The following is a 12720-nucleotide window of genomic DNA, read 5'->3' as shown; positions in this document are numbered from 1 at the left end:
CCTAAAATGATCAATTTGGTTTTTAACTGTAAAAAAATAAGCAGGAGAAATCGAAAAATCGTTTCTCCTGCTTTTCAAATGACGCTTCAGCTTATTTTTCATCAAGATATTTCTAAAGTATTTTTTTCATTTTTTTAGCAGAAAAACGTCACTATTTGGCGTAGACTTTGTTGATGATTTACTCGTCTTGGCCATTATTCGTTACTTTTATACTATTATAATACTATCTGAAACAACGCGATTCACGACAGTTTTTTTGCGATTACACCTCGCGATAAGGTAATGTTTCGTATTCAACAAAAGACTTTTTTCGTGTCCTATTCCTTATATGCCACAAAAAAGAGACGTTTTGTATCTTCTTTTGGTTGTTCATCGGTGAAATCACCAAACGCTTCTACCTTAGAAAAACCACTATTTTCTAACATTCTTAAATAATTATCCAAAGAATAAGTTTGCTCTTGATGCAGTTCGTCTTCTCGAATGAACTTACCTGCTTCTTCGGGATCTTCCACGAAGAAAGTCAAGAAATGTTCAATACTATGCTTTTCCTTACCTGGGTAGCTATCCCATAAAAAGGCAAACTGATCATTTTGATAATGGTAACTATATTCAGGAAAAACCGTGTCGATTTGATAGATAGAATGAACATCGAATATAAATCGTCCATTTTCTTCCAACGCTTGATACACTTCGTCAAATACTTGCTGCACTTCTTGTTCATTCTTCATATAGCACAAAGAATCTGAGAAACATGTGATTGCTTGGTATTGACCAATTTCTGACAGATCAAGCATGTTTCCTTCAACAAATTGGATTGGTGTTTCCTCTTCAAAGGCACGTTGGCTAGCAATCATCAACATCTCTTCTGAAAGATCTAACCCTGTGACATGGTACCCAGCTTTAGCAAAGGCAACAGCTAGAGCACCTGTTCCGCAAGCTAATTCTAAAATATTACATGTTTCACTTGGTAAGTGTCGTTTTGAGAAATCTAACCATTGTTGATATAAGGTTTCATCCATTACCTCATCATAAACGAAAGCAAATGTTTCGTAAGCCATATTAATCGATCCATTCATTTAGGTCAACAAGTGGTGCATCTGACCATAATTTTTCTAAATTATAGAAACTTCTTTCTGGCGCATGGAAAACATGGATGATCAGATCTCCTAAGTCGATCAGGATCCATTTTCCGCCTTCTTTTCCTTCGATACGTTTTACTTCGTAATTGTTTTCTTCTTCTTTTTCAATGATTTCTTCTGTAATTGCATTTAGTTGTCGTTCACTGTTTGCCGAACAAATCATGAAGTAATCTGCTAGTAAAGATACTTCTCTCACATCTAAAGCAACGATATCTTCTGCACGTTTTGAATCGGCAGCTTGCACTGCAATTTGTAGTTGTTCTTTGCTATTTATAGTAATTTCCTCCTAATGGGTAGAGATTATTTTTTAGCTACCCAATGATTATATGTTTCAATTGTTTTTGGATAAATCTGTTGTTCTTGTTCAATCAAGTGAGCTAATGTGTGCTTTGTCTCAAAAGCTACCGCTTCGTCTAAATCAAGCAACGCTATTTCACGCGCATCTTGGACTCCAGGAAACGAGCGACCAGGTTCAATATAATCTGCTACATAGATGATTTTATCTAATAAAGACATTTCAGCCGCACCAGTGGTATGAACTCGAATGGCATGAAGGATCTCTTCATCTGTGATACCAAGCTCTCTTTCAACAAAAGAGGCGCCAACTAAACCATGCCAAATCGCATTTCCATAATGAAGAAGCGCTGGGTCATAGCCATCTCGCTTGATAACTAAAATAAATTCATCATCAGGCCGTTCTTTCGCATAATCATGTGTCAAAGCAGCAATACTAGCTTTTTCTAATGAACAGCCGTATTTGCCGGCAAGGGCAATCGCCGTCTCTTCCACCCCAAGAACATGCTTGAAACGTCGTTCACTCATTCGCATTTGGACTTTTTGCATCAACTCTTCTCTTGAGTAAGTTGTGTATTTATTACTATAGTCCATCTTGATATAGCCCTTCTTTCTCGATATACTCAATGACCTTATCAGGTACTAGATAACGAACGGAACAACCTTGCTGGATCTTCTGCCGTATTTTAGTTGAGCTGATATCAATGGTTGGCACATCGACCCAAATCACTGGGTAAGGCGTTTCGGTTGAGTAACCTGCTCGACGAATACCAACAAAATTGACCATTGTCACTAGTTCATCGATTTTATACCATTTTGGTAGATATTCTACCATGTCGCCACCGATAATAAAATAGTAATCGGTATTAGGGTTGTTTTGTGTCAGAGCTTTCATCGTATCATAAGTATAGCTTTTGCCTTTTCGAGATAACTCGATCGGTTCAATAGCTAAAAAAGGATTATCTGCTATCGCAAGTTCAAGCATGTTTAAGCGATGATTGGCAGCGATTGTCGTTTTTTCATCCACATGTGGTGGTTGATAAGAGGGCATTAGATAGACCTCATCCAACCCTAAATTTTTCCCTGCCTGTTCTGCCATAACTAAGTGTGCCAGGTGAACTGGATTAAAAGTACCACCTAAAATCCCCACCTGTTTGCGTTTTTCAAAAATTTGAGGCATCTCTTGAGGAAATACTTGAGATTCGACAAAAGCTTCCGCTTGCGATTTCATATTAACCACTCCTTAAATTGCGTTTACTTCTTTAGAGATACGTTGATATTTTTCCTTTGAAGAGGGTTTATATAATACAAGAACTCGTCCAATGATTTGAACAACTTGACATCTGACTGTTTCTTCTAAAATACCAGCTACCTCTTCAGGAATCTCATCGGTATTTTGTAATAACGTTACTTTGATTAACTCACGTTTTTCCAGCGCTTCTTCAATCTGAACCATCATGGCAGAATTGATTCCACCTTTACCAATTTGAAAAATCGGTTGTAAGTGGTGTGCCTGGCTTCGTAAAAATCTTTTTTGTTTTCCTCTTAAAGTCATATTCTTCCTTCTTCCTTAAATCAAGGCCTTTCGTTTCATCACATTCACACCTTTTGGCGCCCAACCTGCTACGACTGCCGGTTGTGTCACTGTGATCCATCCTAAGCCAGCAAATACGATATCTGTTTTTTCTTTTACCGAAAATTCAAAACGAACCAATTCGGGAAATTCATTTACTTCATCGGGACGAGGTGGTTGTAATAATCCACCGACGTGTTTCACATAAAATTCATCGGCTTTTGCTAATTTCGTTCGATGAATAGTGACATCATTTGAAACATAAGCAATAAATGAACCGCGTTGCCCACTGATAAAATCAAACCTTGCTAAACCACCGAGAAAGAGTGTCTGTCCTTCATTCAATTGGTATCCTTTAGGCTTGATTTCTTTCGTTGGTGCAATGATCCTTAAATCTTTTTTTCCAAGATAATGCGCCATTTGATGTCGATGGATAATCCCAGGAGTATCAATCAAGAAGTGACCATCATCTAAAGGAATCTCGATCTTATCTAAAGTTGTCCCTGGAAATTGCGAAGTCGTAATAACATCTTTGACACCTGCTGTGTTCTTGATGATTTGATTGATCAATGTCGATTTACCGACATTTGTCACACCAACGATATAGACGTCACGACCTTCACGATACTCTTCGATTTTTTTGAGTAGATTTTCCATTTCATTCGCTTTTTTTGCGCTTGTCAATAATACTTCAACCGGACGCAATCCAGCTTCATGTGCACGCTCTTTCATCCATTGGATCATTTTTGGTTTCTTCAGTGATTTAGGTAAAATATCCACTTTGTTTCCGACCAAGAGCACCGGGTTATTACCTACAAAGCGATGTAGTCCAGGGATCAAAGAACCATTAAAATCAAAGATATCGACAACATTGACGATCAAGGCATCTTCTTGTCCTAGTTCATTCAGCAGGCGCAAAAAATCATCATCTGTCAGTGAAACATCTTGGATCTCATTATAATGTCTTAACCGGAAACAACGTTGGCAATAGACCTCACCTGATTCTAGTCCTTTTTCTAATGCTGCTTTTGGTGTATACCCTAATTCATTAGGATGGTCGGTTTGGATCGTTGCTCCACACCCAATACACTGTAGTTCTTCGTTCATTCAATTCCACCTCGCCAGCCCATATCAGGATTGTGTGCTAATAAATAGGCCATGATTTTGCGTTCCCAAAAACGATTGAATCGTGTTTTCCAACTATCCGTTTCAATAATTGGTTTAACCAAGATACTTCTGATACCCGAACGATTAGCTGCTCGGATATCTGTCATGATTTGGTCACCGATCATCACAATTTCATCATCTGAAAGATTCAACATTTTTTTTGCTCGATTCATTCCTACGGCTAAAGGTTTTAATGCCCGAGCAACATACGTTAATTCAAATTTATCGATCGCTCGTGCTACTCGTTCAGAGCTATTGTTTGAAACAACCACTACTGGAATACCAGCATTTCTCATTTCTAAGATCCAGTCGAGTAATTCCTCTGTTCCATCAGGATTGTTCCAAGCGATCAACGTATTGTCCAAGTCAGTCAAAACTGCTTTAATCCCTAAGTTTTTTAATTGTGCAGGGGTTATCTTGTAGATGGCATCGACCATCCATGTTGGTTTATATTTTGAAAACATTTTGTCTCCTCATCTGCAAAAAATGAAGGAGCACGAAATGTACTCCTCAGCCCTATATTATACTTCATTCTTTCCAAAAAAACTACCTCTACACCTGAATCCTTCTGAATAAACAACTATTAACCTGAAATGATGAACAGACCGAAGTCACCAAACACTTTTAAAAGAGAAGAAATCATCCGTCTGACTACACTGATAAAATAAAAACTCTCCAAACACGAGAAACTGTTTCGAGAGTTTTCATTCGATTTTTTATTCTTTGGATGTTACTGACTTTTATAATATTTTGGATAAAAATGCGACTGTTCGTGGATGACTGGTTTGTTCAAAAATAGCCGTCGGTGTACCTTCTTCAAGAATGGTTCCTCCATCCATAAATAGAACTCGATCACTGACTTCTTTTGCAAAGCCTATTTCGTGAGTCACAATGATCATAGTCATCCCTTCACGAGCTAATTGCAACATGATTTCTAACACTTCTCCGACCATTTCCGGATCAAGAGCTGAAGTCGGCTCATCAAATAGCATGACGTCGGGTTGCATGGCTAAAGCTCTCGCAATGGCGACCCGTTGTTGTTGTCCCCCAGATAAAGACTGAGGATAAGTATCGGCTTTTTCTAGCAGACCTACTTTCTTTAGCAGATCTCTAGCAATCTTTGTTGCTTCTTCTTTTGATTGCTTTTTGACTTTGATTGGTGACAAAGTGATGTTTTCTAAAACCGTCATATTAGGGAATAGATTAAACTGTTGGAAAACCATTCCCATTTTTTCTCTTGTTTTAAAAATATCATTTTGCTTGTCGGTAATTGTCATTCCTTCAAACTTGATTTCACCAGAAGTTGGTATCTCTAATAAGTTGATGCATCTTAGTAAAGTGCTTTTTCCCGAGCCTGATGGTCCTAAAAGTACCACGACTTCTCCTGGATAAATTTCAGCGGAAACGTCTTTCAGTACTTCTTGTTCACCGAATTTTTTATTTAAATGTGTAATTTTGATCAATGATTTGGCCATTTATTTTCACCCTTCATCCTTGGTATCCTTTACCTAATTTTTTCTCCCAGCGATTTAGTAACCGAGAAGTAGCAAACGTCATGATGAAATAAACGGCTGCTGCTATAAAATAAGGCTCTAATGGAACATACGAATTGGATATGACGATTTGCGCCGCTCCCATCAGTTCATTGATCCCGATCGCAGTCAACAGGGAAGAATCTTTAATCAACGTAATAAATTCATTGCCTAAAGGAGGCAAAATATTTCTTAATGCTTGTGGTAAAATCACGTAACGCATCGTTTGTGCTGGACGCAACCCTAATGAATAGGAGGCTTCTGCTTGACCGTTGTTCACTGCCAGGATCCCCCCACGGATGATCTCTGCCACATAGGCACCGGAATTTAATGATAACACGATCATTCCTGGAAGCAGGCGGCCAAGATCAACAGTTAAAACACCTACTTCTAGATCTTTTGAAGGAAAAAATCCTTGAAGCAATAAAAAGCCGATCATGATTTGTAGAAGCATCGGTGTTCCTCGTAACACTTCGATATAGACATTAGCTAAAACATTCAACGGTTTCTTTTTGGACAATTTTAGTAACGCCATCAGTAAACCGATACCCGTTCCCAAGATTACTGTGACGATCGAAATCATGATTGTTATTCCTGTACCTGATAAAAAATAAGGGAAATATTTATCTAAAAAAGAAAAATCCACTCTGCCTGACCTCTATTCTGCCGCTGTTTTTTCAGCTAATTCGTTATTTTGTTGAATAAATTCCTCAATTTTTCCTTCATCATTCAACTTTTTGATGATTTGGTTTAATTCTTTTTGTAGTTGACTGCTTTCTTTAGGTAACGCAATAGCAAAGGCTTCATCAGGAGCTGGCTCAAGTGAAATATCAGCGATCATCAGATCAGGATTTTGGGCGATATATGATTCGGCGATCGTTTTTTCAACGACTGTCGCAGCTAATGAGCCTTGGTTAACTTCAACGATCATGTTGGGAACTTTGTCGATTGTCACAAGCTTCGCACCTTTCAGTTGCGTCTTAACTAATTCCTCTTGAATGGATCCCTTTTGAGCACCCACATTTTTATCTTTTAGGTCATTCGCATTGCGATAGATTTCTTTATTTTTTTTGTTGATGATCACAACTTGTGGTGGGTTGTAATAATTGTCTGTGAAGTCAAATTGTTGTTTTCTTTCATCTGTGGCAGAAATCGCAGAAATAGCAAGATCTGCTTTACCTTCTTTTAAGGAAGCTAAAACGGTATTGAAATTCATATCTGATACTTCAGCTTTTACTCCTAGTTCTTTCGCGATTGCTTTAGCTAAGTCAATATCAGATCCTACGATTTTATCTTTCCCGTCAACCATCGTATGAAACTCAAACGGCGCGTAATCAGCCGACGTAGCTACTTTTAGTACCCCGCTTTTTTTAATCGCTGCTAACTGATCCTTTTCCTGACCTTGAGCAGTCGTATTGCTGCTGCCACATGCACCTAAAGTCGCTAGTGCAAACAGTACCGTTAACATCCCAAAGAATTTTTTCATGTCATTTTCCTCCTACGTTAAAACTTTTGTATTAAGTGAAGTAATTATAGCATGAAACTTTCAAAAAAAAAGCATTTTTTGTATATTTATTTAAAAAAATGTATTTTAAGGCGGATATATTGTATATAAAACAAATAAAAGAATAATTATTTTAGAATAGTTTTCAATAAAATGAAAAAGAGCTAAGAACGAAAAAGTCATCTTAGCTCTTTTACAGGTGTAACCACAGATAAGGTTAGTTAATCTCCCGCAAGAAGATAAAAGTCATCAAACATTCAAGAAGAAAATTTTGGAAATTCTACTTCTTGATGCGAAACACTCTTTATGTGCAAATAATATTTATCAGAGTTCAATTAGATTTGGGAATCAAATTCCATGTCTGATTACTAGTATTTTTCATTGTTCTACTGATAATAGGATTAAAATCAGTTAGATTATTGTCTTCTAGATCCTATCTACACTCACATTAGAATCCTTATTTTGATAATAAAAATAACGGGAATCTAGTCCGTTATAACCGCCGTTCACTCTGAGTGTATTCTAGTCTGCAGTTGGATTGTTTGCGCAAAATTCATTCACACTATAGGAATGCTAGTAGAACCTTGCACTTATCCAAAGAAAAGAAACGAAGACAAAAGCAGCATCTTCGGAAAATTAGTCGGAATTAATTGATACTAAACATGTTTGTTTCAACCCCTTCTGTGCTCAACTAAGTTTCCTATTCTAAGTAATTCTCAATCAGCTTGTTTGACCAACTAATTATGCAACTGATTAATTCTAAATAATCTTAGAATCATCGTATGGTCTCTAAACAGATCTTATTTTACTAAATATAAACCTCTGTACACATTCCGGTATTCCTCATTTAGCTCAACCTGTTTGAATTTTGAGCGTATCTTAAATCAAGAAAACTGAGACATTGATCAGATTTTTTCTAATCAATGCCCCAGTTTTTAGACTTACATGAATTTGTTTTTTCCTTAATTAACAGAAACTGTTTGGTTTTCAGCCAATAAGTTGCCACTTCCATCATAGAAATTCATTGTTACTTGATCATCAGCTTTGATTAGATCTGGCTTCACATAATAACTGATTGCCCCATCCTTAAAGCTCCCACCTTTACTGATCAGTTTGCCATTGACAAACAAGTGTCCTTGGTGGACTTGGGTATCAGAGCCATAGGCTCCTTTGATCGTTTGTGTGCCGATTTTATAAGTCAATTCGTTGATTTCAGCTGTTGGTGTTTGAATAGTGACATCAATCTCTGATCCTGGAATTTGTTGTCCTCGATTGTTGGCACCCATCAAGACTACCTGATCATCTTCTGACACTTTGAGGTTTCCTACATAATAACTGAACTTGCCATCTTTGAAGCTACCACCTTGACTAACTTTTTCGCCATTGACCAACAAGATTCCTTGGTAAACGTCGCCTGTATAGTTTCCTTCGATCACTGTACTGATTCCCACACGATGGGCTTCTGTTAATTGACCCAGTTGTTCTCCTATAGTTACCGGTTGTGGGTCCCCTAGTGGTGTATCGAATTTATCATAGCCTTGAATCGTTGCTTGATCCCCTGCTTTGATGACTTGAGAGTTCACATAATAGCTAAACTTACCATCTTTATAGGTTCCGCCCCAGCTAACGACTTCTCCGTTCACTACTAGTTTTCCTTTATGGATATCCCCCGTGTAAGTTCCAGTAATCGTTGAATCCCCCAACTGATACTCGTCCACTTGATCGATTGATCCTGAAGATTCGGAAATCACTTCAATCTCTTTTGAATCTATCAATTTCTTCTCTTTGTTGTAGCCATCTAATACGACTTTGTCGCCGACTTTTAATTTTCCAGCACCGACATAATAGCTGAATTGACCATCTTTGAAGCTACCACCCCAGCTGACAACTTTGCCATTAACGGTTAATCGTCCGAGAGACATATCCCCTGTGTAGGTTCCAGTAATATTGACATCTCCTACATGATATTCTTGTGGTTTCAACTCACTTTTCACTAGTTCTGCCACATAAGTTCCTGCCGTTAAATCCCCAGTTCCGTAATTTGCCATAAAGTCAGCAGGTGAATAGCCTTTGGACTGACCATCTTCACGAATCCAATTTCCTGTCAGCTGATCTCCTTCGTTCAGTGCTTTCGGTGCTGATAACTTAGTGTCTTCAACCGCTTTAAAGTGATCACCTAGAATTAATTTCTTAAGCGGAACTATAAGAAACATATCACTCATATCTGTTACTTTGCTGGTATCAAACCCACTTAAATCTAAACTTGTTACGCTACTCATACCTTCAAACATATAACTCATATCTGTTACTTTGCTGGTGTCAAAGTTGCTTAAATCTAGACTTGTTAAGTTACTCATATCGTAAAACATAGCATACATATCTGTTACATTACTGGTATCAAACCCACTTAAATCTAAACTTGTTACGCTCCTTAGTCCTCCGCCAAACATCCACTTCATATTTGTCACGTTACTGGTATCAAACCCACTTAAATCTAAACTTGTTATGCTGTTCATACCACGAAACATTTCACGCATATCTGTTACGTTACTGGTATCCAGCTGACTCAGCCCATCGATTTCAGTTACATTTTTAAGGTACGAATAAGAAAATAGGTTGCTAGAATCTTCTGGCGCCACTACTTTTCCAGCCAAGACAATTTTCTTGATGGCTTCACTATCTACTTTGTCGCTGTTCCAAGGTGATTCTGCAGAGCTACTTAATTCACCTGCTTCGATCGTCAATACCCCTGTATTTTCATCAAACATATACGGACTAGTGCCCCACGTGCCTGTTTCAACGGAAACATACGTGCCAGCAGTCAGATCACCGGTGCCATAGTTTTTCATGAAATCTTCTGCTGTATAAACCTTCCCTGTGCCATCTTCTCGCTTCCAGGCAGAAGTAAGTTTTGCATTTTCGGAGCCTGATTCTACAAATTTAAAGGTATCTCCTAGAATTAATTTCTTAAGTGGAGTATCAGCAAACATATCACGCATATCTGTCACTTTGTGAGTGTCAAAGTTGCTTAAATCTAGACTTGTTACGCGACTTAAACCTTGAAACATCGTATACATACCTGTTACATTACTGGTATCAAACCCACTTACATCTAGGCTTGTTATGCTATTCATATTTTTAAACATATAATTCATAGATGTTACGTTACTAGTATCAAACCCACTTACATCTAGATTTATTACGCTACGCATATCGGAAAACATACAACGCATATCTGTTACGTTACTGGTATCTAGTTGACTCAACCCTTCGATTTCAGTTACATTCTTAAGTTGCTTACCAGTGTAAGTTGAACTAAACAAATAGCCAGAATATTTTGGAGCCACTACTTTCCCAGACAAGACAATTTTTTTGATTGCTTCATAATCCACTGTTCCGCTGTTCCATGGTGATTTTTCATAGCCACTTAACTCACCTGCTTCGATCGTCAATGTCCCTGTGTTTTCATCAAAATTATACGGACTGGTACCCCACCATCCTGTAGCAGAAACGTACGTGCCAGCAGTCAAGTCACCGGTGCCATAGTTTTTCATGAAATCTGCTGCTGTATAAACCTTCCCTTTACCATCTGCTCGCTTCCAGGCAGAAGTAAGTTTTGCATTTTCGGAGCCTGATTCTACAAATTTAAAGGTATCTCCTAGAATTAATTTCTTAAGTGGAGTATCAGCAAACATAGCACCCATATCTGTCACTTTGCTAGTGTCAAAGTTGCTTAAATCTAGACTAGTTAAACTGCTCATACGGCGAAACATATCACCCATATATGCTACGTTACTGGTATCAAAGCCACTTATATCTAGACTGGTTAAACTTTGCATACCGAAAAACATAGAATCCATAACTGTTACTTTACTGGTATCAAAGCTATTTAAATCTAGACTTGTTAATCTACTCATACTGTCAAACATAAACGCCATTTCTGTTACTTTACTGGTATCGAAGCCACTTACATCTAGACTTGTTACGTTGCTCATACTGTAAAACATAGCATCCATATTTGTTACGTTACTGGTATCAAAGCCACTTACATCTAGACTTGTTACGCTGCGCATACCGTGAAACATATACTCCATATTTGTTACGTTACTGGTATCCAGTTGACTCAATCCTTCAATTTCAGTTACATTTGCAAGGTACGAATAAGAAAATAGGCGTCTAGAATCTTCCGGAGCAACTACTTTTCCAGACAAGACAATTTTCTTGATGGATTTAGCATCTACTTTTTTGCTGTTCCATGGTGATTCTTTATAGCCACTTAAATCACCTGCTCCGATCGTCAATACCCCTGTATTTTCATCAAAAGTATACGGACTGGTACCCCACGTACCTGTTATCTCGGAGGTAGCTGCCACGTTCGCTTTTTGCGCTACTTTTGGCGCTTCAGCTGTTGGATTAGTTGCATCCCCTTCACTTTCGGCATTCGCTGCTGTTGCTTGTTCTTGTTCTGTTGCTTGGTCTTGGGTGTCATCCGTTGTTTCATCAGTTTGTGCTAATGAATCACTAGTTGTAGTGGTTGAATCCGTTGGGTTTACTAACGGATCTGTGACGTTTTGTATCGTTTGATCGATGACTTCTTTTGCTTCATTCGCCTGTGTTTGTTCAGTAGCAGTTTCAGCTGTTGGTGACAAAGTATCCGCTAATGCCATCGTTGGTGCGATCCCAGCATTTCCCATCACACCAGCCACCGCAAACATCGTTAATAGCTGTTTTTTACGTTTTGCTGTTAATTTTTTCTTACTCATATTTACTCCTTTTTTTCTCTTATTTTTGATCATTACTTTCTCGTCAATACCACTTCATCAGCTTTAGGTGTTTTCTCTGTTTTCAATTGATATCTCTTTCCAATGTCCATTTTGTTACCGAAGCTGACAAAATCGTATGGATCATCTCCCCTGTAGCTTTTATTTTACTTGTTCTAATCAAGAGTAAACGCTCAATATAACTAATTAATATTCTTGAATCTTGATCGTTTACCATAACTGTTTTGTTGTATGTATTTTTTTCATTGATTGAGGAAATCAATCAAGCTTTCTCTACTACTTATCATCTGAAAAAATTTTTCATCTACATGTTACGATTTATGTAAAGGTTCATAAGTGGCAGAATAACCTGCAACCTTTTAGACAGGAGAAAGATTTAAATATATCAAAAAAGGAAGTGGAGACAAAAGTAGTTAGCATCAAGAAATAAGAAGAGATTCCCAAAAATTGACAAGAAACACAAAAACTAGTTTTTTGCTGTTGATTGTTACCTACTTGGTGCTTCTCAAATTTTTGATAAATTTCAGCAGATTTTCCGAAGACGCTGCTTTTGTCTCATGTTTATTTGTTTTTTAGAGATACTAGATGAGACTGAGACAAGTTCTGTCCCAGTCTCCTTGAAAAATTATAGAGCCCATATTCATGCCAACCAAATGGTAGACACATGATTATATTCAACAGAGCGATTATCGCATTCCCATTTATAAAATCTCTGATGAATGATAGAGGA

General features: G+C 37.8%; 12 protein-coding genes. All 12 read right to left on the bottom strand.

Going from position 1 to position 12720, the window contains the following annotated elements:
- Positions 1 to 317 precede the first annotated feature (317 nt).
- The 12 genes from IGJ32_RS04195 to IGJ32_RS04140 all read right to left on the bottom strand — a co-directional run bounded on the left by IGJ32_RS04195 (position 318) and on the right by IGJ32_RS04140 (position 12252).
- On the bottom strand, positions 318 to 1058 hold the full coding sequence (locus IGJ32_RS04195) for a class I SAM-dependent DNA methyltransferase (protein WP_010719656.1): 741 nt from the start codon (positions 1056 to 1058) through the stop codon (positions 318 to 320).
- A 1-nt stretch (position 1059) separates the two neighbouring features.
- Positions 1060 to 1383: a ribosome silencing factor gene (gene rsfS / locus IGJ32_RS04190; RefSeq protein WP_010719657.1), complete on the bottom strand. Its 324-nt coding sequence runs from the start codon at positions 1381 to 1383 to the stop codon at positions 1060 to 1062.
- Positions 1384 to 1439: 56 nt separating this feature from the next.
- Positions 1440 to 2027 (bottom strand): bis(5'-nucleosyl)-tetraphosphatase (symmetrical) YqeK, encoded by a 588-nt coding sequence (gene yqeK / locus IGJ32_RS04185; protein ID WP_010719658.1) that lies wholly within the window; start codon positions 2025 to 2027, stop codon positions 1440 to 1442.
- Positions 2017 to 2664, bottom strand: coding sequence for a nicotinate-nucleotide adenylyltransferase (locus tag IGJ32_RS04180; RefSeq protein ID WP_010738127.1), 648 nt, complete (start codon positions 2662 to 2664; stop codon positions 2017 to 2019). Before IGJ32_RS04180 ends, yqeK begins: the two co-directional genes overlap by 11 nt.
- A 12-nt stretch (positions 2665 to 2676) precedes the next feature.
- Positions 2677 to 2988: a ribosome assembly RNA-binding protein YhbY gene (gene yhbY, locus IGJ32_RS04175; protein ID WP_010719660.1), complete on the bottom strand. Its 312-nt coding sequence runs from the start codon at positions 2986 to 2988 to the stop codon at positions 2677 to 2679.
- A 15-nt stretch (positions 2989 to 3003) separates the two neighbouring features.
- Positions 3004 to 4113: a ribosome biogenesis GTPase YqeH gene (gene yqeH / locus IGJ32_RS04170; RefSeq protein WP_010738128.1), complete on the bottom strand. Its 1110-nt coding sequence runs from the start codon at positions 4111 to 4113 to the stop codon at positions 3004 to 3006.
- Entirely contained in the window at positions 4110 to 4637 is a 528-nt protein-coding gene (locus IGJ32_RS04165; protein ID WP_010719662.1) for a YqeG family HAD IIIA-type phosphatase, read from the bottom strand. Before IGJ32_RS04165 ends, yqeH begins: the two co-directional genes overlap by 4 nt.
- Positions 4638 to 4913: 276 nt before the next feature.
- On the bottom strand, positions 4914 to 5648 hold the full coding sequence (locus IGJ32_RS04160) for an amino acid ABC transporter ATP-binding protein (RefSeq protein WP_010738129.1): 735 nt from the start codon (positions 5646 to 5648) through the stop codon (positions 4914 to 4916).
- A 13-nt stretch (positions 5649 to 5661) separates the two neighbouring features.
- Positions 5662 to 6351: an amino acid ABC transporter permease gene (locus tag IGJ32_RS04155; protein WP_342082142.1), complete on the bottom strand. Its 690-nt coding sequence runs from the start codon at positions 6349 to 6351 to the stop codon at positions 5662 to 5664.
- 12 nt (positions 6352 to 6363) lie between these two features.
- Positions 6364 to 7191 (bottom strand): transporter substrate-binding domain-containing protein, encoded by an 828-nt coding sequence (locus tag IGJ32_RS04150; RefSeq protein ID WP_010719665.1) that lies wholly within the window; start codon positions 7189 to 7191, stop codon positions 6364 to 6366.
- A 980-nt stretch (positions 7192 to 8171) separates the two neighbouring features.
- Positions 8172 to 11972: a BspA family leucine-rich repeat surface protein gene (locus IGJ32_RS04145; protein WP_373168982.1), complete on the bottom strand. Its 3801-nt coding sequence runs from the start codon at positions 11970 to 11972 to the stop codon at positions 8172 to 8174.
- An 82-nt stretch (positions 11973 to 12054) separates the two neighbouring features.
- Positions 12055 to 12252: a hypothetical protein gene (locus tag IGJ32_RS04140; protein ID WP_014834757.1), complete on the bottom strand. Its 198-nt coding sequence runs from the start codon at positions 12250 to 12252 to the stop codon at positions 12055 to 12057.
- Between the last annotated feature and the right edge of the window lie 468 nt (positions 12253 to 12720).

The sequence above is a fragment of the Enterococcus sp. DIV1639a genome, assembly GCF_050530445.1.
In the GTDB taxonomy this organism is placed as follows: domain Bacteria; phylum Bacillota; class Bacilli; order Lactobacillales; family Enterococcaceae; genus Enterococcus_B; species Enterococcus_B hirae.
The sequence above is the reverse complement of the archived record's forward strand: the minus strand, read 5'-3'. Positions and strand labels throughout refer to the sequence as shown.